The sequence below is a fragment of the Pseudomonas sp. QTF5 genome, assembly GCF_000512695.2.
GTDB lineage: Bacteria > Pseudomonadota > Gammaproteobacteria > Pseudomonadales > Pseudomonadaceae > Aquipseudomonas.
Genome location: NZ_AZRW02000001.1, coordinates 131,893 through 152,659 on the forward strand (window position 1 = coordinate 131,893; position 20,767 = coordinate 152,659).

Genomic DNA, 20,767 nt, shown 5'->3' on the forward strand with positions numbered 1-20,767 from the left:
CACGGTCAAATGTGGGAACGGGCTTGCTCGCGAAGGGAGCGACTCAGTCCTCAGACCTGCGCCTGAGCCCCTTCAAACCAAGCCAGTTTCTCGCGCAGTTTCACCACTTCCCCGACGATCACCAGCGTCGGCGCATGCACTTCATGCTCCGCCACCAGCCGTGGAAGGTCGGCCAACGTGCCGGTAAACACCCGCTGATTGACCGTGGTGCCCTGCTGAATCAACGCCGCCGGGGTATCAGCCGCGCGACCGTGTTTGATCAACTGCTCGCAGATGATCGGCAAACCCACCAGCCCCATGTAAAACACCAGGGTTTGCGCCGGCGCGACCAGGTCGGCCCACTGCAGATCGGTGGAACCGTCCTTGAGATGCCCCGTGACAAACCGCACCGACTGCGCGTAATCGCGGTGGGTCAGCGGAATCCCGGCATACGCCGCGCAGCCGCTGGCGGCAGTAATGCCCGGAACGACCTGGAACGGAATGCCATGGGCCGCCAGTTCTTCGATCTCTTCACCGCCGCGCCCGAAGATAAACGGATCGCCGCCCTTCAACCGCACCACGCGCTTGCCGGCCTTGGCCAGATCCACCAGATGCTGGTTGATCTGCTCCTGAGGCACGGCGTGATCGGCGCGGCGCTTGCCGACGTAGACTCGCTCGGCATCGCGACGGCACAAATCCAGAATCGCCGGCGCCACCAGACGGTCATACAGCACCACATCGGCCTGCTGCATCAGACGCAAGGCGCGGAAGGTCAACAGGTCGGGGTCACCCGGCCCGGCGCCCACCAGATAAACTTCGCCGGTAGCGACAGGTGCGTCGCCATTGATTTTCGCCAGCAGCAAACGCTCGGCCTCAGCGCCCTGCCCGGCCAATTGCCGATCGGCAATCGGGCCTTGGAATACATCCTCCCAGAACGCCCGGCGTTGCTGCACATCCGGAAACAGGCCTTTGACCTGATGGCGGAAACGCGCCGCCAGGCCGGCCAGTTGACCGTAGGTGGAAGGAATCCAGGTTTCCAGTTTGGCGCGGATCAACCGCGCCAGAACTGGCGCATCGCCGCCGCTGGACACCGCGACGATCAACGGAGAACGGTCGACGATCGCCGGGAAGATCACACTGCACAGGGCCGGCGCGTCCACCACGTTGACCGGCACGCAACGCCGATGAGCATCGGCGGAGACTTGCGCGTTCAGCGGTTCGTCGTCGGTGGCGGCGATGATCAGCCCGCAACCGTCCAGGTCCGTTTCGGCGTAGCCACGCACCAGGCATTCGCCACCGCTGCCGACCACTAACTCGCGCAGTTGCAGTTCGATTTCGGGTGCGACCACCCGCAGCTGCGCACCGGCTTCGGCCAGCAGGCGGGATTTGCGCAAGGCAATCTCCCCTCCGCCGACGACCAATACACGACTGCCGCGAAGGTTATGAAACAGCGGCAGATAGTCCATTTAGCCGATGACCTCAAGGCCACCCATGTACGGCTTGAGCACCTCAGGCACACGGATCGAACCGTCGGCCTGCTGGTAGTTCTCGAGCACCGCCACCAAGGTACGACCGACCGCCAGGCCGGAACCGTTCAGGGTGTGAACCAGCTCAGGCTTGCCGGTTTCCGGGTTGCGGAAACGCGCTTGCATGCGGCGGGCCTGGAAATCGCCGCAGTTGGAGCACGACGAAATCTCGCGGTATTTGTCCTGGCTCGGAATCCACACTTCCAGGTCGTAGGTCTTGACCGCGCTGAAGCCCATGTCGCCGGTGCACAGCGCCAGGGTGCGGTATGGCAGCTCCAGCAGCTGCAGGACTTTCTCGGCGTTGGCGGTCAGGCCTTCCAGCGCTTCCATCGAGGTCGATGGCTCAACGATCTGGACCATCTCGACCTTATCGAACTGGTGCTGACGAATCATGCCGCGAGTGTCGCGACCCGACGCACCGGCCTCGCTGCGGAAGCACGGCGTGTGCGCCACGAACTTGATTGGCAGCAGTTTCGAATCGACGATCTCGCCAGCGACGATGTTGGTCAGCGACACTTCAGCGGTCGGGATCAGGTACAGATCGGCTTCGCCTTCGCGGCTGATTTTGAACAGGTCTTCTTCGAACTTCGGCAGCTGACCGGTGCCCTGCAACGCAGGCGCCTGCACCAGGTACGGGGTGTAAGCCTCTTCGTAACCGTGTTCGTTGATGTGCAGGTTGATCATGAACTGCGCCAGCGCACGGTGCAGACGAGCGATCGGGCCGCGCAGCAGGGCGAAACGGGCGCCGGACAGCTTGGCGGCGGTTTCGAAGTCCAGCCAGCCGAACTTCTCGCCCAGGGCCACGTGGTCCTTAACCGGGAAATCGAAGGCTTTAGGCGTGCCCCAGCGGCGCACTTCAACGTTGCCTTCTTCGTCATCGCCGACCGGCACTGATTCATGCGGCAGGTTCGGGATGCCCAGCAGGATCGAATCCAGCTCGGTCTGGATCGCGTCCAGCTCGACTTTACCCGCGCTCAACTCACCCGCCATGCGCTCGACGTCCGCCATCAACGGCGCGATGTCTTCGCCGCGCTGCTTGGCCTGACCGATGGACTTGGAGCGCGCGTTACGTTCAGCCTGCAGTGCCTCGGTACGGGTCTGGACGGTCTTGCGCTGTTCTTCCAGCGCTTCGATGCGCGCAACATCCAGCTTGTAGCCACGGGATGCCAGGCGGTCCGCTACGTCCTGAAGGTTGCTACGTAACAGTTTGGAATCGAGCATGTCGGTTTCTCGTTATCAAAGTTTGGTCAAGGACAGGCCGGCCCAAGTGGCAAGCAGCCCGCCGAATACGCTGATTGCCGCATAGCCCAGGGCCAGCGGCACTTGCCCGGTTTCCAGCAGGCGCACCGTATCCAGTGAAAAGGATGAAAAAGTCGTCAGCCCCCCGAGGAAGCCGACCATCAACCCGGCGCGCACCGCAAACGGTACCTCCGGGCGAATCAAAAACAGACCGTATAGAACGCCGATCAGCAAACAGCCCACGATATTAACGGCCAGCGTCGCGGTATAGAAGTGCCGCGGCCAATTCGCGTTGATCCAGTTCCCGGTGGCGAAGCGCAATAGCGTACCGGCGACACCGCCGACAGAAACGGCAACGATCAATGGAATCACTATTTTCTCCGCTGCCGGGGGCTTAGACGATCAAGCTGCGCGAGGTGATTAAGCTTTTCGCCGATCTTCAGCTCCAGACCGCGGGGCACTGGTTGATAAAACCGTTGCGGTTCGAGCTCGTCCGGGAAGTAGTCTTCGCCAGCGGCGTAGGCATCCGGCTCATCGTGGGCGTAACGGTATTCATCGCCATAACCTAATTGCTTCATCAACTTGGTCGGCGCGTTGCGCAAGTGCAGCGGCACTTCGAGCGAACCGTGTTCGGTGGCGCTGCGCATCGCGGCTTTGAAGCCCATGTACACCGCGTTGCTTTTCGGCGCGCAGGCCAGATACGTAATGGCCTGGGCCACCGCCAACTCCCCTTCGGGGCTGCCGAGGCGCTCCTGCACTTCCCACGCCGCCAGGCACAGGCTCAGGGCGCGGGGGTCGGCATTACCGATGTCTTCGCTGGCCATGCGCACCACGCGCCGAGCCAGGTACAGCGGGTCGCAACCGCCGTCGATCATCCGCGCGAACCAATACAGCGCGCCATCGGGATTGGAACCGCGCACCGATTTATGCAGCGCGGAGATCTGGTCGTAGAAAGCTTCGCCGCCCTTGTCGAAGCGCCGGCGGGTATCGCCGAGCAGACTTTGCAGCAGGTCGACGCCGATTTCGCTGTTGTCTTCGGCCAGGTCCGAGGCGTTTTCCAGCAGATTGAGCAGACGCCGGCCATCGCCATCGGCGGCGGACAACAGCATCTGGAAACCTTCATCGCTGAGGGTCAGTTGCCGCTTGCCCAGCCCACGCTCTTCGGTCAATGCGCGATGCACCAGCTTGCGCAGGGCCGCTTCGTCGAGGCTTTTGAGCACATAGACGCGCGCCCGGGACAGGAGCGCGTTATTGAGTTCGAACGAGGGGTTTTCGGTGGTCGCGCCGATGAAAATCAGCGTGCCGTCTTCAACGTACGGCAGGAATGCATCCTGCTGGGATTTGTTGAAGCGATGCACTTCATCGACGAACAGGATGGTGCGTTTACCGTACTGCCCGGCCTGTTGCTTGGCGACTTCCACCGCCTGGCGGATTTCCTTTACGCCGGCCAGTACCGCCGAAACCGTTTCGAAGTGCGCATCGGAGACTTCCGCGAGCAGACGCGCCAACGTGGTTTTCCCCACCCCCGGCGGCCCCCAGAAAATCATCGAATGCAGGGCACCCTGCTCCAGCGCTTCGCGCAAAGGCTTGCCGCGAGCGAGCAGGTGTTCCTGACCGACATACTCGTCCAGATTGATCGCACGCAGGCGTGCGGCCAAGGGCTGAGCGATCGGGGCACTGCGAAACAGGTCCATCACTACTTATGAAACCTCACTGGGTCCTGATGCCGATCAGTTAAAGCGCTAAACACCACAATCCCTGTGGGAGCGGGCTTGCCCGCGATGGCGGCATTACATCCAACATCAGAGTCGCCTGACACAATGCCATCGCGGGCAAGCCCGCTCCCACAGGTTCTATGTTCTGCTCTTTATTCCTGGATCACGTCGGCACCCTTGGGGATGTCGAACTTGAATTTGGACGCTGGAATCGGCTCGTTGGCCTTCACGCCAGTGAACAGGATATTGGTGCGCTGACCGACGCTGTCAATCATCTGCATGTCATTGACCAGCCCGTTGCGGAACGACAGACGCAGGCTGTCGAACAGGGTGTCTTTGGTTTTCGGCTTCAAGGTGAAGTCGATCACGCCGCCGGCTTCCTTGGCGCTGATGTCGAAGCTCTGGCTGATCTTGGACACGTCACCGGACAACAACAGTGCCGGAGTCTGGGTCAGACGCTGATCGAGGGTCTTGATGGTGACCTGCTCCAGGTCCGGGTCCCACAGGGAAACCTTCTTGCCGTCAGACACCATCAGCTGCTCTTGCGGCGCATCGGTGTGCCAGTAGAACAGGCCCGGGCGCTGCAAGGACATTTGCCCGGCGGTTTCCTGCAACTGAGTGCCGCTGCCATCGAGGGTCAGCTGGGAGAAGCGCGCGGTCAGGGTCTGGGATTTTTCCAGCAGTTGAGTCAGACGCGCCACGTCCTTGTCATCGGCGTGGGCCGAGAGCGTGGTCAAAGCCAGTACCGGCAGCAACAGCATGCGGATAAGACGCATGGGAGTCCTCATAAACATTCGTGGGAGTGCGGGCGGCGTCTCAAGACACCGCCCCTTTCAAAACCGGATCAGTCGCGCACCGGGCCAGGGGCCAGGACTTCACGCGAACCGTTGGTGTTCATGGACGTCACGACCCCGGCCATTTCCATGGCTTCGATCATGCGGGCCGCGCGGTTGTAGCCGATTTTCAGCTTGCGCTGAACCGCGGAGATGGACGCGCGACGGCTTTCCAGGACGAACTGCACTGCTTCGTCGTAGAGCGCATCGGTTTCGGCATCATCGTCACCGCCACCGCCGCCGTTTTCAAAGCCGCTACCGGCCTCTTCGACACCGGCGAGGATGTCATCGTTGTATTCCGGTGCGCCGCGCAGTTTCCAGGCTTCAACCACCCGGTGAACCTCGTCATCGGACACGAACGCACCGTGAACACGAATCGGCAGACTGGTGCCCGGCGGCATGTACAACATATCACCGTGGCCCAGCAGTTGTTCGGCGCCACCCTGGTCGATGATGGTCCGCGAATCGATCTTGCTCGACACCTGGAACGCCATACGGGTCGGAATGTTCGCCTTGATCAGACCGGTGATCACGTCCACCGACGGACGCTGGGTCGCGAGGATCAAGTGGATACCGGCCGCACGGGCCTTCTGGGCGATACGGGCGATCAGCTCTTCAACCTTCTTGCCGACGATCATCATCATGTCGGCGAATTCGTCCACGACCACGACAATGGTCGGCAGCTTTTGCAGCAACGGCGCCTCGTCGTGGATGCTTTCGCGCTTGTACAGCGGATCGCTCAACGGCTCGCCGGCGTCCTGGGCTTCCTTGACCTTGGCGTTGAAGCCCGACAGGTTACGCACGCCCATCTTCGCCATCAGCTTGTAGCGCCGTTCCATCTCGGCGACGCTCCAGCGCAAGGCGTTGGCGGCGTCCTTCATGTCGGTGACCACCGGGCACAGCAGGTGCGGAATGCCTTCGTAGATCGACAGTTCAAGCATTTTCGGGTCGATCATGATCAGTTTGGCGTCTTCCGGGCCAGACTTGAACAGAATCGACAGGATCATCGCGTTCACACCCACCGACTTACCAGAACCGGTCGTACCGGCCACCAGCAAGTGCGGCATCTTCGCCAGGTCGGTGATGACCGGTTTGCCGCCGATATCGTGACCCAGGGCCAGGGTGACCGGGGACTTGAAGTTATCGTACTCGGGGGTCGACAAGACCTCGGAGAAGCGCACGATCTGCCGGTCTTCGTTAGGGATCTCGATACCGACCGTGGTCTTGCCCGGAATCACTTCCACGACACGCACGCTGGTCACGGCCAGGGAACGGGCCAGGTCTTTCGCCAGGTTGGAGATGCGGCTGACTTTGACGCCGGCTGCCGGCTGGATTTCGTAACGGGTAATGACCGGGCCCGGGTGAATCGAATCCACCGAGACTTCGACACCGAATTCCTTGAGCTTGATTTCCAGCAAGTGGCCGACGGCCGCCAGGGATTCAGGCGAATAATTGAGTTGTTTCTTTTCCGCAGGGTCGAGAATCGAGATTGGCGGCAAGGTGCCTTCCACGGCGCTGTCGACGAACAACGGTGCCTGCTTCTCTTTTTCCACGCGCTTGCTGGGCGCTACGGGTTTGGGCGGTGCCGGGGCGATCACCGGCGGCACCTGCTTCTCGCGCTCGGACATGTGCTTGCTCAGGGCCTGCTCGCGCTCGATCAGGCGCTCCTTGACCTTGGCCTGCTCGCGTTTATCGGTGACGGTCGGCGCGACCACATCATGCATGCGATCGTCGACTTCACGCAGTTGGGCGACCAGTTGCTTGCGTTCCATACGGGCCGCCCACCAGCGATTGGCCGCGCCCTGAAACAGTTCGAACAGATCCAGTGTGATCTTGCCGGTGACGTCCATCACCTTGAACCATGACAGGTCGGTGAACACTGTCAGGCCGAACAGAAACAGCGCGATGAACAGCAGCGTGCTGCCCTGGATGTTCAGCGCGTTCCGGGCCAGATCGCCGAGGCTTTCGCCCAAAGCGCCACCCGCGCCCGCCGGCAGACCGGTCGCCGCATGGAAATGGATGTGGGCCAGCGCTGCACCCGACAGCACCAGAAACACCAGGCCAATCAGGCGCCAGGAGAACAGCCAGCCGCTCCATTGCCACGGTTCGTGGCGCTGGCGGAAGATCTGATACGCCTTGATCGCCAGCAGCAACGGGAAAATGTAGGCGAAGTAACCCAGGACCATGAACAGGATGTCGGCGCTGTAAGAGCCGGCGGGCCCGCCGAAGTTCTGCACATCGTCGATCTTGCTGTTATGGCTCCAGCCCGGATCGTCTTTGCCGTAGGTCAACAAAGCCATCATCAGGAACAGGCACAAGGCGCCGATGGCGATCAATGCACCTTCCTTGAGCCGGTAGTGCAATTGCTGACGCCAGAGCGGAACGACTGTTTTAGGTGCTGCGGTGGATTTCTTCAAAACGCTTCTTTTCCTGCGCCCATGGCGCGTCCATCTGTTGAATGACGATAAAAACTGCCCAATCCAGGCAGGTAAAAAAGTTAACAGGCGCAACCGGGACTACTTTTAACACTGTGCCCTGGTTTTTCGAAATACGGCACGCACCGCTTTTTTGATACAAACACTGTTACAAGTAGGCATTGTACGGGTTTGTTCGCCCGATGCCATGCTTGCTGCCTTGGGTACAGCATAGCCAACAGCACAGTACGCGCGGTCCAATTTGAGCATGCATTCTCTTTTGTGACAAAGGCTTATGAGGTGTTTTTATGAGTGAAGCGAAGCATTCCCGCCTGATCATTCTGGGTTCCGGCCCTGCCGGTTACAGCGCAGCCGTTTATGCCGCTCGCGCCAACCTCAAACCCGTTGTCATCACCGGCATACAGGCAGGTGGCCAGCTGACCACCACCGTCGAAGTCGACAACTGGCCCGGCGACGTCGAAGGCCTGACCGGCCCGGTACTGATGGAACGCATGCAGAAACACGCCGAACGCTTCGACACCGAGATCGTTTACGACCACATCCATACCGCCAAGTTGCAACAGCGCCCGTTCGAGCTCATCGGCGACAGCGGCACCTACACCTGCGATGCGCTGATTATCGCCACCGGCGCTTCCGCGCAATACCTGGGGCTGCCATCGGAAGAAGCCTTCGCCGGCAAAGGGGTTTCGGCCTGCGCCACCTGCGATGGCTTCTTCTACCGTAACCAAGTGGTCGCGGTGGTCGGCGGAGGTAACACGGCCGTGGAGGAAGCGCTGTATCTGTCGAACATCGCCAAGGAAGTTCACCTGATTCACCGCCGCGACAAACTGCGCTCGGAGAAGATCCTCCAGGACAAGCTCTTCGAAAAAGCCGCCAACGGCAATATCCACCTGCACTGGAACCAGAACCTGGACGAAGTACTGGGCGACGCCAGCGGCGTGACCGGTGCCCGTCTACGGCACAGCCATACGGGCGAAACCAATGAGTTGCCGTTGGCCGGCGTATTCATCGCCATCGGCCACAAGCCCAACACCGACCTGTTCCAGGGCCAGCTGAAAATGCGTGACGGCTACCTGCTGGTCAAAGGCGGCAGCGAAGGTGACGCCACCGCCACCGACATCGAAGGCGTGTTCGCCGCCGGTGATGTGGCCGATCATATTTACCGCCAGGCGGTGACATCCGCCGGGGCCGGCTGCATGGCCGCGCTGGACGCCGAGAAGTATCTCGATGACATCCCCACCGCTTGACGGTTAACCTCCTTCAAGGCGGGCTCAACGGCCCGCTACCGCCCTCCCCTTCTGCAAGCCCGGATGCCATGCTGACTTGGTTACAACGCAACACCCTGACCTTCCCGCCGCTGGAAAAAGCCATGCGCGACCCCAACGGGTTGCTGGCCGCGGGCGGCGACTTGTCCGCCGATCGTCTGATTCAAGCCTATCGTCACGGCTGCTTTCCGTGGTTCTCGGAGGGCCAGCCAATTCTCTGGTGGTCGCCGGATCCGCGCACAGTACTGTTTCCCGACGAACTGCACGTCTCCCGCAGCTTGAACAAACTCCTGCGCCAACAACGCTATCAAGTAACCTTCGATCGGGATTTTGCCGCAGTGATCCGCGCCTGCGCCGCACCGCGCGAATACACAGACGGCACCTGGATCACCCAATCGATGCAGGACGCCTATGTCGAACTGCACAAGCGCGGTTACGCCCATTCGGTGGAAGTCTGGGACAATGGCGTGCTGGTCGGCGGGCTCTACGGCCTGGCCATGGGGCAGCTGTTTTTCGGCGAGTCGATGTTCAGCCGCGCCGACAACGCCTCCAAATATGGCTTTGCCACACTGGTGCGACATCTGAAAGACTCAGGCTTTGTACTGATCGACTGCCAGATGCCTACCGATCACCTACACAGCCTCGGTGCCCGAGCGATTCCCCGCCGCGAATTTGCCGGCTACCTCGCGCGGCACCTGGATCAACCCGGCCGTGCCACCTGGGTTTGCTGAGCGACTTTTGCGCGCGTGGCTTACACTTAATGCGGGGAAACGAATTGAGAGCGCCCCCTAATCAAAAGCTTATCCCGAGGGTTGATCATGACCGAGTTGGCGCGTTTGAAGTTCTATGCCACTCAGCCCCACTCTTGCAGCTATCTGCCCGAGGAGCAGGCCACGACGCTGTTCCTCGACCCTAGTCAGCCCATGGATGTGCACGTCTACGCAGATCTGTCGGAAATGGGCTTTCGTCGTAGTGGCGATCACCTCTACCGGCCCCATTGCCAGCATTGCAATGCGTGCGTACCGGCGCGCATTCCTGTGGCGCAATTTACGCCCAACCGTCAACAAAAACGCATTGTCAAACGCAATGCCGACCTGCAAGTGCGCCCGGCCAGACCAAAGTTCACCGAAGAGTATTTCGACCTCTATCAGCGCTACATCGAACAACGCCACGCCGATGGCGATATGTATCCGCCGAGCCGCGACCAGTTTTCGACCTTCCTGGTGCGTGATCTGCCGTTCTCCCGCTTCTACGAATTTCGTCTCGAAGGCAGACTGCTGGCAGTGGCCGTCACTGACTTGCTGCCCAACGGTCTATCCGCGGTCTACACCTTCTACGAGCCCGCCGAAGAGCGGCGCAGCCTGGGGCGTTACGCGATCCTGTGGCAAATCGGCGAAGCCCGACGCCTGGGACTGGAAGCCGTCTATCTCGGCTACTGGATCAAAAACTGCAAAAAAATGAGCTACAAGACCCAATATCGCCCTATCGAACTGCTGATTAATCAGCGTTGGGTCATCCTGAGCTAGAACCCCTTGGCTTAAACCCCATTTTTCGGGCACAATGCACGCCGCTTTTGCCTGGCGCAGTTGCACCGGGCCATTCATTGGACACCGAGGGCTTTACTGCATGTCGAAAGAAGACAGCTTCGAAATGGAAGGCACTGTCGTCGACACCCTGCCCAACACCATGTTTCGTGTGGAGTTGGAAAATGGGCACGTCGTAACCGCGCATATTTCCGGCAAGATGCGCAAGAACTACATCCGTATTCTTACCGGCGACAAAGTGCGCGTCGAGCTGACGCCCTATGACTTGAGCAAAGGGCGCATCACCTACCGCGCCCGCTAATCAAGTCAATACAAAACGCCCGGCTATGCCGGGCGTTTTTGTTTGCCTGGAATTTGATGACCACCCTAAATCCGATGTGGGAGCGGGCTTGCTCGCGAATGCAGTTTCACATTCAACATTGATGCAAGCTGACCCACCGCTTTCGCGAGCAAGCCCGCTCCCACAGGGGTTTGGTGTGTTCTTCAAGACAGCAAAAAGGCGCCTTTCGGCGCCTTTTGCTTTATCGCGTTAACGTCAGGCCATTTCAGCCGTGGTCTCGAACTCGAAGGTCAGCTCGCCGTCCTTGATGTCGATGTGTACCACACCGCCATGTTCGGCCAGTTCGCCAAAGAGAATCTCCTCCGCCAGCGGACGCTTGATCTTGTCCTGAATCAAACGCGCCATTGGTCGAGCCCCCATTGCCGTGTCGTAACCACCGGCCGCCAGCCAGCTGCGAGCAGCGTCGGTGACTTCCAGCAAGACACGCTTGTCCTCCAGCTGCGCCTGAAGTTCGGTAAGGAACTTGTCCACCACGCTTTTGATGACCTCATGACTGAGGCGACCAAACTGGATAATGGTGTCCAGACGGTTACGGAATTCCGGCGTGAAGCTCTTCTTGATCACTTCCATCGCATCGGACGAGTGGTCCTGATAAGTGAAACCGATCGAAGCACGCGCCGCAGTCTCGGCACCGGCGTTGGTCGTCATGATGACGATCACGTTACGGAAGTCCGCCTTGCGCCCGTTGTTATCGGTCAGCGTACCGTGATCCATGACCTGCAACAGCAGGTTGAAGACTTCCGGATGCGCCTTCTCGATTTCATCGAGCAGCAGCACGCAATGAGGCTGCTTGGTGATGGCTTCGGTCAGCAGACCGCCCTGATCGAACCCGACATAGCCTGGAGGTGCACCGATCAGTCGCGATACGGTATGGCGCTCCATGTACTCGGACATGTCGAAGCGAACCAGCTCGACACCCAACGCCTTGGCCAGTTGCCGCGCGGCCTCGGTTTTACCAACACCGGTCGGCCCTGCGAACAGGAACGAACCGACGGGCTTGTCGGGTGACTTGAGGCCGGCACGGGACAGTTTGATCGCAGTCGACAACGAGTCGATCGCCGCATCCTGGCCAAATACCGTGAGCTTCAGGTCACGCTCAAGGTTACGCAGCAGCTCCTTGTCGGAACTGGTGACGTGCTTAGGCGGAATTCGCGCGATTTTCGCGACGATGTCCTCGACCTGAGGCACTTCGATGCGTTTCACGCGCTTCTCGATCGGCTGCAGACGCTGATAGGCGCCCGCCTCGTCGATGACGTCAATCGCCTTGTCCGGCATGTGCCGGTCGTTGATATAACGCGAGGCCAGTTCAGCAGCGGCGCGCAGGGCTTCATCGCTGTATTCGATGTTGTGGTGCGCTTCGAAACGCCCTTTCAGGCCACGCAGGATGCCAATGGTGTCTTCCACCGAAGGTTCCGACACATCGACCTTCTGGAAGCGCCGAGCCAGAGCACGGTCCTTCTCGAAGATCCCACGGAATTCCTGGAACGTGGTCGAACCGATGCAGCGAATATCGCCCGAAGACAGCAATGGCTTGAGCAGGTTCGAGGCATCCATGACGCCACCGGACGCAGCGCCCGCACCAATGATGGTGTGGATCTCGTCGATGAACAGGATCGCCTGTGGACGTTTTTTCAGCTCATTGAGCAGCGCCTTGAAGCGCTTCTCGAAATCGCCGCGGTATTTGGTCCCGGCCAGCAAAGCCCCCAGATCGAGGGAATACACCACACTGTTGGCCAGCAGGTCCGGAACCTGGTTGTCGACAATCCGTTTGGCCAGGCCTTCGGCAATCGCGGTTTTACCCACGCCCGCCTCGCCCACCAGCAACGGATTGTTTTTGCGACGACGCGCGAGGATCTGCGCGACGCGCTCGACCTCCAGCTCACGGCCTACCAACGGATCGATACGCCCCTGGCGCGCGAGTTCGTTGAGGTTGCTGGCATAAGCATCCAGAGGATTGCCTGAAGAAGAAGACTCACCGCCCTCGTCGTCCTGCATATCTTGTTCACCTTCAGAGTGATCGCCATGCCCCGGCACTTTGGAAATACCATGGGCGATGTAGTTGACGACATCGATGCGCGCAACGCTCTGCTGTTTCAGCAGAAACACTGCCTGACTCTCTTGCTCACTGAAGATTGCGACCAGCACGTTAGCACCAGTCACTTCGCGTTTGCCCGAGCTCTGTACATGAAAGACAGCACGCTGCAATACACGCTGGAAGCCCAGGGTTGGCTGGGTTTCACGATCCTCGTCATGAAGAGGGATCAATGGCGTGGTGGAGTCGATGAACTCCTGCAGATCATGCTTGAGTTTGTCGAGGTTTGCGCCGCAGGCACGCAAAACGGTGGCGGCAGCCTCATTATCCAATAGGGCCAGCAGCAGGTGCTCGACGGTCATGAATTCATGACGCTTCGAGCGAGCCTCCTTGAAGGCAAGATTGAGGGTGACTTCGAGCTCGCGGTTTAACATAGCTTCACCTCATACCCAAGTGGTCGGCGATTAACCGTCCTTCTCGATTTCACAGAGTAGCGGATGCTGGCTTTCCCTGGCGTACTGGTTGACCTGCATGGCCTTGGTCTCCGCGATGTCGCGGGTAAACACTCCACATACTGCCCGCCCTTCTGTGTGGACGGCCAGCATGACCTTGGTCGCCAGCTCGCGATTCAGGTTAAAAAACACCTCGAGCACTTCGACGACGAAATCCATCGGTGTGTAGTCATCATTAAACAAAACCACCTTGTACATAGGCGGCGCCTGTAAAGCAGGCTTAGCCTCCTGAACAGCAATGCCTGCGGAATCGTCGTCGTGTACCTCCGGGTGATCTTTTTGGAGAGTCGGGCGATCCTGATTGAATGTTAGTCGAATCTGGCTGATTGCATGCATGGAAAGAAAGGTTCGTCAGTTGTGCAAATACAGTGGTGGGGGCGGTTATGAACGTTTTCAACTCCGACTGCCCGGTCACCTTGACTATCGGAAAATCGGTGTTACAAACAATAGAGCCCACAGTGGGTAAAAAAGGTCCGCTGAGTCAATCTATTTGCAAGATTAGACTGCGGATTAACAGGATGATACTCCAGTGATGGAGTCTGTTGCAGAGGGATATGGGTATGGCTGTCGGTAAGGTGAAATGGTTCAACAATGCCAAGGGGTTCGGTTTCATTAACACCGACGCCAGAGAAGGTCGTGACGAGGATGGCAAGGAAATCGACTTCTTTGCCCACTATTCGGCCATTGAGATGGACGGATACAAAACCCTCAAGGCCGGGCAAATTGTTAGCTTTGAGATCATCCAGGGCCCCAAAGGGCTGCATGCAGTAAAGATCGCGTCTGCCATCTCCCCGAACGAACAGAGCGCCCCTGCCACCCGGCAAGAAACAGTGCCTGGCTGACACAGCCTGTCATCCAGTCATAAAAAAACCGCCCGAAGGCGGTTTTTTTTGTCAGCTGGCTTACATGTGCGAGATCAACGCATCACCAAACGCGGAAGACGACAGCAGTTTCGCGCCCTCCATCAGACGTTCGAAGTCATAGGTCACGGTTTTCGCGGAGATCGCGCCGTTGGTGCCTTTGATGATCAAGTCGGCCGCTTCGGTCCAGCCCATGTGACGCAGCATCATTTCAGCAGAGAGGATCAACGAACCCGGGTTGACCTGGTCCTTGCCGGCGTATTTCGGCGCAGTACCGTGGGTCGCTTCGAACATGGCCACGGTGTCGGACAGGTTGGCGCCCGGCGCGATACCGATACCGCCCACTTCCGCCGCCAGGGCGTCGGAGAGGTAGTCGCCGTTCAGGTTCAGAGTCGCGATCACATCGTACTCGGCCGGGCGCAGCAGGATCTGCTGGAGCATGGCGTCGGCGATGGCGTCTTTGACGATGACGTTCTTGCCGGTTTTCGGGTTCTTGAACTGCATCCACGGACCGCCGTCGAGCAGGGTCGCGCCGAACTCTTCAGCGGCCACTTCGTAGGCCCATTCCTTGAAGGCACCTTCGGTGAACTTCATGATGTTGCCTTTGTGCACGATGGTCAGCGAGTCGCGGTCATTGTCGACCACATACTGCAGAGCCTTGCGCGCCAGACGCTTGGTGCCTTCCAGGGAAACCGGCTTGACGCCGATACCGCAGTTTTCGTCGAAACGGATCTTGGTGACGCCCATTTCTTCTTTAAGGAACTTGATGACCTTGGTCGCTTCCGGCGAACCGGCCTTCCATTCGATACCGGCATAAATGTCTTCCGAGTTTTCGCGGAAGATGGTCATGTCGACATCGCCTGGCTTCTTGACCGGGCTAGGTACGCCTTCGAACCAGCGCACCGGGCGCAGGCACACATACAGGTCGAGTTGCTGACGCAGGGCCACGTTCAGCGAACGGATGCCGCCGCCGACCGGCGTGGTCAGAGGGCCCTTGATGGAAACCACGTAATCCTTGACCGCGTCCAGGGTTTCCTGAGGCAGCCAGGTGTCCTGATCGTAAACCTGAGTCGCTTTCTCCCCGGCGTAGACTTCCATCCAGGAAATTTTGCGCTCGCCGCCGTAAGCCTTCTTAACAGCAGCATCGACAACCTTGATCATGACCGGGCTGATATCAACGCCAATACCATCGCCTTCGATGAAGGGGATGATCGGGTTATTAGGAACATTGAGAGAATGGTCCGCGTTGACGGTGATTTTGTCGCCGACGGCTGGAACCTGAATCTTCTTGTATCCCATGCTGAACTCCATTGTTTGGATTGAACATCTGGCTGCGTTCGAGCGTACCCCAGTTAAATCGGCGCGCAAACCCTATGTTCCGCCCATCTGCCGCAAAGCTGCACAGTTCGCGACGTACAAGCCTGAAAGCAAAGGGAAAAGCGCCAAACTCAAGCACGGCGAACGACTCTACGCCCCACGTCCGCCTGCGACCTTTAGACCAATGGACGAAAAACGTTGCCTATGAACCATCGGCAGATTGCCAGCTACCTATGTATAATGCCGCCGCTGACCAAAGAGTCACGACGGCCGACCGCTCTATCACAAGACGTTGGGCCCGAATAAGCCGGATTGTTATCGCAGTCCACCCGCTTGACGCTCGACTGATGCACCCAACATCACCGCGAAGAAATCTCGACATTCGGCTCATGGATGACTTTGAACGAACGCGCTAACCCGGCGCCCCTCGAGTTTCTGCGCACGCTTTAGCAAAGAAGAGAGAGTTAATCCGAATATGCCCACCCGCTCGAAGATCATCTATACCTTCACCGACGAAGCCCCAGCCCTCGCCACCTATTCACTGTTGCCTATCGTAGAGGCTTTCACCGCCTCGGCTGATATCGCCGTTGAAACCCGCGATATCTCTCTTGCAGGGCGCATTCTGGCCAGCTTCCCCGAGCAATTGGGTGACAAAGCCGTAGCCGACCACCTCGCCGAACTGGGCGACCTGGCCGTTACGCCGGAAGCCAACATCATCAAGCTTCCGAACATCAGCGCTTCGGTTCCGCAACTGCAAGCCGCGATCAAAGAGCTGCAAGCCCAGGGCTTCGCACTGCCGGACTACCCGGAAACCGTGACCAGCGATGCCGACAAGCTCGCCAAATCGCGTTACGACAAGATCAAGGGCAGCGCCGTGAACCCGGTTCTGCGCGAAGGCAACTCTGATCGTCGCGCACCGCTGTCGGTCAAGAACTACGCGCGCAAGCACCCGCACAAAATGGGCGCCTGGGCCAAAGACTCCAAGTCCCACATCGCTCACATGAGCACCGGCGATTTCTACGGCAGCGAAAAAGCCGCCCTGATCGACGCCGCTGACGCCGTCAAAATCGAACTGATCGCTCAAGACGGCACCACCACCGTCCTGAAAGAAAAAACCACCGTGCAAGCCGGTGAGATCCTCGATTGCGCAGTCATGAGCAAAAACGCGCTGCGCAGCTTCATCGCGGCCGAAATCGAAGACGCCAAAGCCAAAGGCGTGCTGCTGTCGGTTCACCTGAAAGCCACCATGATGAAGGTCTCCGACCCGATCATGTTCGGCCAGATCGTTGCCGAGTTCTATAAAGACGCACTGGCCAAGCACGCTGACGTGCTGGCACAGATCGGCTTCAACCTGAACAACGGCATCGGCGATCTGTACGCTCGCATCAAGGCTTTGCCTGCCGAGCAACAAGCGCAGATCGAAGCGGACATCCAGGCGGTCTACGCCGTTCGTCCGTCCTTGGCCATGGTCAACTCCGACAAAGGCATCACCAACCTGCACGTACCGAGCGACGTTATTGTCGACGCCTCGATGCCGGCGATGATCCGTGACTCCGGCAAAATGTGGGGCACCGACGGCCAGCTGCACGACACCAAGGCAGTGATCCCGGATCGCTGCTACGCCACCATCTACCAGGCGGTGATCGAAGACTGCAAGCTGCACGGCGCTTTCGATCCAACGACCATGGGCAGCGTGCCAAACGTTGGCCTGATGGCGAAAAAAGCCGAAGAGTACGGCTCGCACGACAAGACTTTCCAGATCAAGGCAAACGGCGTGGTTCGGGTTTCCGACAGCGCTGGTCGCACTCTGCTGGAACAGTCGGTTGAAGCCGGCGACATCTTCCGCATGTGCCAGACCAAAGACGCGCCGATCCAGGATTGGGTCAAACTGGCCGTCAACCGTGCCCGCGCAAGCGCAACTCCGGCCATTTTCTGGCTGGACCCAATGCGCGCCCATGATGGCGTAGTGATCGAGAAAGTTCAGGCTTACCTGAAGGATCACGACACGACCGGTCTGGACATCCAGATCATGTCGCCCGTCGACGCGATGAAGTTCACCCTGCAGCGCACCCGCGAAGGCAAGGACACCATCTCGGTGACCGGTAACGTATTGCGCGACTATCTGACCGACCTGTTCCCGATCATGGAACTGGGCACCAGCGCCAAGATGCTGTCGATCGTTCCGCTGATGAACGGCGGCGGTCTGTTCGAAACCGGCGCTGGCGGCTCGGCACCGAAGCATGTTCAGCAGTTGCTGGAAGAGAACTTCCTGCGCTGGGATTCCCTGGGTGAGTTCCTGGCCCTGGCTGCTTCCCTTGAGCACTTGGGTGTTACCTACAACAACCCTAAAGCGCTGGTGCTGGCCAAGACCCTGGATCAGGCCACTGGCCAGTTCCTGGACAACAACAAGTCGCCATCGCGTAAAGTCGGCAACATCGACAACCGCGGCAGCCACTTCTACCTGGCGCTGTACTGGGCTCAAGCCCTGGCCGCCCAGACCGAAGACGCTGCACTGCAAGCGCAGTTCGGCGAACTGGCCAAAACCCTGACCGAGAACGAAGCGACCATCGTTGCCGAGCTCAACGCCGTTCAGGGCAAGCCAGTGGACATCGGCGGTTACTACCACGCCAATGCCGAGCTGATCAGCAAGGCCATGCGCCCGAGCAACACCTTCAACGCCGCGATCGCTGCGCTGGTTTAAGGTTGTAAGGATGCAAAGAAGCCCCGGCCCAGTGCCGGGGTTTCTGTTTCTGGCGCTCACATACTTCCAATGTGAACACTGGACCAATGTGGGATCGCCGCACCGCCGCTCCCACATTGACCGTGTTCCACCATAAAAATTGAGGAAGTCTCATGGATTGGCTACCCCACATCACCGTCGCCACCATCGTCGAAGACAATGGTCGCTTCCTGATGGTCGAAGAACTCAAGCACGGAAAAACGGTGCTCAACCAACCGGCCGGCCATCTGGACCCGGACGAAACCCTGATCGACGCCGCCGTGCGTGAAACCCTTGAGGAAACCGGCTGGGACGTCGAGCCAACAGGCGTGGTGGGCATTTACCTCTACACTGCCCCGAGCAACGGCGTGACCTACCAGCGGGTCTGCTTCAGCGCAAAACCGCTCAAACACCACCCGGACTATCAGCTGGATGACGGCATCGTCGGCGCAAAATGGCTGACGCGTGACGAACTGCTGCAACAGCGCGCAAACTGGCGCAGTGAGCTGATCATCCGCTGTATCGATGATTATCTGGACGGTAAACACTTCAGCCTCGAGCTGATCCGCCCTTCTCTTTAGCCTTGCGGGCTCCAGCCTGCTAGAATCGCGTCCTTTTTCAAGACACTCATTGAATCCCTATGCGTGATCCAGCCCCTTCTGACACACAAAAGAAGCGCGTCATTGTCGGCATGTCCGGCGGCGTGGACTCTTCCGTTTCCGCTCTCCTGCTGATCGAACAGGGCTATGAGGTGGAAGGCCTGTTCATGAAGAACTGGGAAGAAGACGATGGAACGGAATACTGCACCGCCATGGATGACCTGGCGGACGCTCAGGCCGTGTGCGACAAGATTGGCATCAAGCTGCACACCGCCAACTTCGCCGCCGAATACTGGGACAACGTGTTCGAGCATTTCCTGGCCGAATACAAGGCCGGTCGCACGCCGAACCCGGACATCCTGTGCAACCGCGAAATCAAGTTCAAGGCGTTCCTCGATTACGCCATGATGCTCGGCGCCGACCTGATCGCCACCGGCCACTACGTGCGTCGCCGCGACATCGATGGCCGCACCGAATTGCTCAAGGGCCTGGATCCGAACAAGGATCAGAGCTACTTCCTGCACGCCGTCGGCGGTGAACAGATCGCCAAGACCCTGTTCCCGGTCGGCGAACTGGAAAAACCCGAAGTGCGCGCGATTGCCGAGAAGCACGACCTGGCCACCGCGAAGAAAAAGGATTCCACCGGAATCTGCTTTATCGGCGAACGCCGCTTCAGCGACTTCCTCAAGCAATACCTGCCGGCCCAGCCAGGCGAGATCAAAACCACTGAAGGCGAAGTCATCGGCCGTCACCACGGCCTGATGTACCACACCATCGGTCAACGCCAGGGCCTGGGCATCGGCGGTTTGAAAGATGCCGGTGAAGAGCCGTGGTACGTGCTGATCAAGGACCTGGAACACAACGAGCTGATCGTTGGCCAGGGCAATGATCACCCGTGGCTGTTCTCCCGCGCCCTGCTCGCCTCGGACATCTACTGGGTCAACCCGATTGATTTGACCGAGCCGCGCAAACTGACCGCCAAGGTGCGTTACCGCCAGAGCGACCAGCCATGCACGCTGGAAAAGACCGCCACCGGCTATCGCGCTACCTTCGATGACCCGCAACGCGCGGTCACCCCCGGTCAATCCGTGGTGTTCTACGACGGTGAAATCTGCCTCGGCGGCGGCGTGATCGAAGTGGCCGAACCCTGGACCAGCAAGGGTCAGCGTTCATGAGCCCGACTCAGGAGCAACTGACGGCCCTGGGTGGTGTGTTTCTCGCCGCCGTGCTGGTCGACAAGATCGCCAAGACCGGCCAGACCAACGAAGCCGGCCTGACCTGCATGCTCGGTAGCCTGTTGATTCGTGACCCCAAGGACACGCTGGAAGTCTATGGCGGTGACGACATCAACCTGCGTGACGGTTACCGCGCCTTGATCGGCGCGCTGGAGCGCGACCCCAGCACCCTTCAGCGCGAACCGTTGCGCTATGCCCTGTCGATGCTGGGGCTGGAGCGTCAACTCGCCAAGCGCGACGACATGCTGGAGGTGATCGGCAAGCGCCTGCCGCAGATTCAGTCTCAGGTCGAACACTTCGGCCCGGCTCACGAAAACGTGATTGCCGCCTGCGGTGCGCTGTATCAGGACACCCTGAGCACCCTGCGCCAGCGGATTCAGGTGCATGGCGACATGCGCAACCTGCAGCAACCGAGCAATGCCTCGAAGATTCGCGCGCTGTTGCTGGCCGGGATCCGTTCGGCACGCCTGTGGCGGCAGTTGGGCGGTCATCGCTGGCAGTTGGTGATCAGCCGGCGCAAATTGCTTAAAGAGCTTTACCCGCTGATGCGCAGCAGCTGAACCGCGCCCGCAATACCGCTTTATAGTCAGTAACGCGTAATACGCCGGTCAGTTGGC

General features: G+C 59.3%; 18 protein-coding genes. 9 read left to right on the forward strand and 9 right to left on the reverse strand.

All coding sequences use genetic code 11. The features are described from left to right. Window positions 1-50 precede the first annotated feature (50 nt). From cysG to IC37_RS00760, 6 genes are all read right to left on the reverse strand, one after another. The gene (gene cysG, locus IC37_RS00735) at window positions 51-1,445 is read right to left on the reverse strand and encodes a siroheme synthase CysG (protein ID WP_030130941.1); all 1,395 of its coding nucleotides are present in this window, start codon (window positions 1,443-1,445) and stop codon (window positions 51-53) included. Next, window positions 1,446-2,726 (reverse strand): serine--tRNA ligase, encoded by a 1,281-nt coding sequence (serS, locus tag IC37_RS00740; protein ID WP_030130940.1) that lies wholly within the window; start codon window positions 2,724-2,726, stop codon window positions 1,446-1,448. It abuts the gene before it with no gap. Between the two features lie 15 nt (window positions 2,727-2,741). Next, the gene (gene crcB, locus IC37_RS00745) at window positions 2,742-3,116 is read right to left on the reverse strand and encodes a fluoride efflux transporter CrcB (protein WP_030130939.1); all 375 of its coding nucleotides are present in this window, start codon (window positions 3,114-3,116) and stop codon (window positions 2,742-2,744) included. After that, complete coding sequence (locus IC37_RS00750; protein WP_030130938.1) at window positions 3,116-4,438, reverse strand: replication-associated recombination protein A; 1,323 nt, start codon at window positions 4,436-4,438, stop codon at window positions 3,116-3,118. Before IC37_RS00750 ends, crcB begins: the two co-directional genes overlap by 1 nt. 173 nt (window positions 4,439-4,611) lie before the next feature. Continuing rightward, window positions 4,612-5,235 carry an outer membrane lipoprotein chaperone LolA gene (lolA, locus tag IC37_RS00755; RefSeq protein ID WP_030130937.1) on the reverse strand — a complete coding sequence of 208 codons (624 nt, stop codon included), beginning with the start codon at window positions 5,233-5,235 and terminating at the stop codon, window positions 4,612-4,614. A gap of 68 nt (window positions 5,236-5,303) precedes the next feature. Continuing rightward, window positions 5,304-7,709, reverse strand: coding sequence for a DNA translocase FtsK (locus IC37_RS00760; protein ID WP_030130936.1), 2,406 nt, complete (start codon window positions 7,707-7,709; stop codon window positions 5,304-5,306). Between the two features lie 305 nt (window positions 7,710-8,014). Between IC37_RS00760 and trxB the strand changes: the two genes are divergently transcribed. The 4 genes from trxB to infA all read left to right on the forward strand — a co-directional run bounded on the left by trxB (window position 8,015) and on the right by infA (window position 10,837). Next, entirely contained in the window at window positions 8,015-8,974 is a 960-nt protein-coding gene (gene trxB / locus IC37_RS00765) for a thioredoxin-disulfide reductase (protein WP_030130935.1), read from the forward strand. A gap of 68 nt (window positions 8,975-9,042) precedes the next feature. Further along, on the forward strand, window positions 9,043-9,723 hold the full coding sequence (gene aat / locus IC37_RS00770) for a leucyl/phenylalanyl-tRNA--protein transferase (RefSeq protein ID WP_030130934.1): 681 nt from the start codon (window positions 9,043-9,045) through the stop codon (window positions 9,721-9,723). Window positions 9,724-9,810: 87 nt separating this feature from the next. Further along, window positions 9,811-10,518, forward strand: a complete 708-nt coding sequence (locus IC37_RS00775; RefSeq protein WP_030130933.1) for an arginyltransferase — start codon at window positions 9,811-9,813, stop codon at window positions 10,516-10,518. 100 nt (window positions 10,519-10,618) lie between these two features. Beyond that, complete coding sequence (gene infA, locus IC37_RS00780; protein ID WP_002553999.1) at window positions 10,619-10,837, forward strand: translation initiation factor IF-1; 219 nt, start codon at window positions 10,619-10,621, stop codon at window positions 10,835-10,837. Between the two features lie 234 nt (window positions 10,838-11,071). Here infA and clpA read toward each other — a convergent pair whose 3' ends face one another. Continuing rightward, window positions 11,072-13,342 (reverse strand): ATP-dependent Clp protease ATP-binding subunit ClpA, encoded by a 2,271-nt coding sequence (gene clpA, locus IC37_RS00790; RefSeq protein ID WP_030130932.1) that lies wholly within the window; start codon window positions 13,340-13,342, stop codon window positions 11,072-11,074. A 30-nt stretch (window positions 13,343-13,372) separates the two neighbouring features. Next, window positions 13,373-13,756 carry an ATP-dependent Clp protease adapter ClpS gene (gene clpS, locus IC37_RS00795; protein WP_030130931.1) on the reverse strand — a complete coding sequence of 128 codons (384 nt, stop codon included), beginning with the start codon at window positions 13,754-13,756 and terminating at the stop codon, window positions 13,373-13,375. A 224-nt stretch (window positions 13,757-13,980) separates the two neighbouring features. Here clpS and IC37_RS00800 point away from each other — a divergent pair, with 224 nt between their 5' ends. Continuing rightward, a complete protein-coding gene (locus IC37_RS00800; protein WP_030130930.1) occupies window positions 13,981-14,262 on the forward strand; it encodes a cold shock domain-containing protein in 282 nt (93 codons plus the stop codon). A gap of 60 nt (window positions 14,263-14,322) precedes the next feature. On the opposite strand, the gene icd is transcribed toward IC37_RS00800, so the two are convergent. Beyond that, entirely contained in the window at window positions 14,323-15,579 is a 1,257-nt protein-coding gene (icd, locus tag IC37_RS00805; protein ID WP_007905029.1) for an NADP-dependent isocitrate dehydrogenase, read from the reverse strand. Between the two features lie 493 nt (window positions 15,580-16,072). Between icd and IC37_RS00815 the strand changes: the two genes are divergently transcribed. The 4 genes from IC37_RS00815 to hflD all read left to right on the forward strand — a co-directional run bounded on the left by IC37_RS00815 (window position 16,073) and on the right by hflD (window position 20,710). Further along, a complete protein-coding gene (locus tag IC37_RS00815) occupies window positions 16,073-18,298 on the forward strand; it encodes an NADP-dependent isocitrate dehydrogenase (RefSeq protein WP_030130928.1) in 2,226 nt (741 codons plus the stop codon). A 152-nt stretch (window positions 18,299-18,450) separates the two neighbouring features. After that, the gene (locus IC37_RS00820) at window positions 18,451-18,897 is read left to right on the forward strand and encodes an NUDIX hydrolase (protein WP_030130927.1); all 447 of its coding nucleotides are present in this window, start codon (window positions 18,451-18,453) and stop codon (window positions 18,895-18,897) included. 59 nt (window positions 18,898-18,956) lie between these two features. Then, window positions 18,957-20,090 carry a tRNA 2-thiouridine(34) synthase MnmA gene (mnmA, locus tag IC37_RS00825; RefSeq protein WP_030130926.1) on the forward strand — a complete coding sequence of 378 codons (1,134 nt, stop codon included), beginning with the start codon at window positions 18,957-18,959 and terminating at the stop codon, window positions 20,088-20,090. Beyond that, window positions 20,087-20,710 (forward strand): high frequency lysogenization protein HflD, encoded by a 624-nt coding sequence (gene hflD / locus IC37_RS00830; RefSeq protein ID WP_030130925.1) that lies wholly within the window; start codon window positions 20,087-20,089, stop codon window positions 20,708-20,710. Before mnmA ends, hflD begins: the two co-directional genes overlap by 4 nt. Window positions 20,711-20,767 lie beyond the last annotated feature (57 nt).

Coding starts and splice junctions, on each gene's coding strand:
- cysG (WP_030130941.1), bottom strand. CDS start 1,445: ATGGACTATCTGCCGCTGTTTCATAACCTTCGCGGCAGTCGTGTATTG.
- serS (WP_030130940.1), bottom strand. CDS start 2,726: ATGCTCGATTCCAAACTGTTACGTAGCAACCTTCAGGACGTAGCGGAC.
- IC37_RS00750 (WP_030130938.1), bottom strand. CDS start 4,438: ATGGACCTGTTTCGCAGTGCCCCGATCGCTCAGCCCTTGGCCGCACGC.
- lolA (WP_030130937.1), bottom strand. CDS start 5,235: ATGCGTCTTATCCGCATGCTGTTGCTGCCGGTACTGGCTTTGACCACG.
- trxB (WP_030130935.1), top strand. CDS start 8,015: ATGAGTGAAGCGAAGCATTCCCGCCTGATCATTCTGGGTTCCGGCCCT.
- aat (WP_030130934.1), top strand. CDS start 9,043: ATGCTGACTTGGTTACAACGCAACACCCTGACCTTCCCGCCGCTGGAA.
- IC37_RS00775 (WP_030130933.1), top strand. CDS start 9,811: ATGACCGAGTTGGCGCGTTTGAAGTTCTATGCCACTCAGCCCCACTCT.
- infA (WP_002553999.1), top strand. CDS start 10,619: ATGTCGAAAGAAGACAGCTTCGAAATGGAAGGCACTGTCGTCGACACC.
- clpA (WP_030130932.1), bottom strand. CDS start 13,342: ATGTTAAACCGCGAGCTCGAAGTCACCCTCAATCTTGCCTTCAAGGAG.
- clpS (WP_030130931.1), bottom strand. CDS start 13,756: ATGCATGCAATCAGCCAGATTCGACTAACATTCAATCAGGATCGCCCG.
- IC37_RS00800 (WP_030130930.1), top strand. CDS start 13,981: ATGGCTGTCGGTAAGGTGAAATGGTTCAACAATGCCAAGGGGTTCGGT.
- icd (WP_007905029.1), bottom strand. CDS start 15,579: ATGGGATACAAGAAGATTCAGGTTCCAGCCGTCGGCGACAAAATCACC.
- IC37_RS00815 (WP_030130928.1), top strand. CDS start 16,073: ATGCCCACCCGCTCGAAGATCATCTATACCTTCACCGACGAAGCCCCA.
- IC37_RS00820 (WP_030130927.1), top strand. CDS start 18,451: ATGGATTGGCTACCCCACATCACCGTCGCCACCATCGTCGAAGACAAT.
- mnmA (WP_030130926.1), top strand. CDS start 18,957: ATGCGTGATCCAGCCCCTTCTGACACACAAAAGAAGCGCGTCATTGTC.
- hflD (WP_030130925.1), top strand. CDS start 20,087: ATGAGCCCGACTCAGGAGCAACTGACGGCCCTGGGTGGTGTGTTTCTC.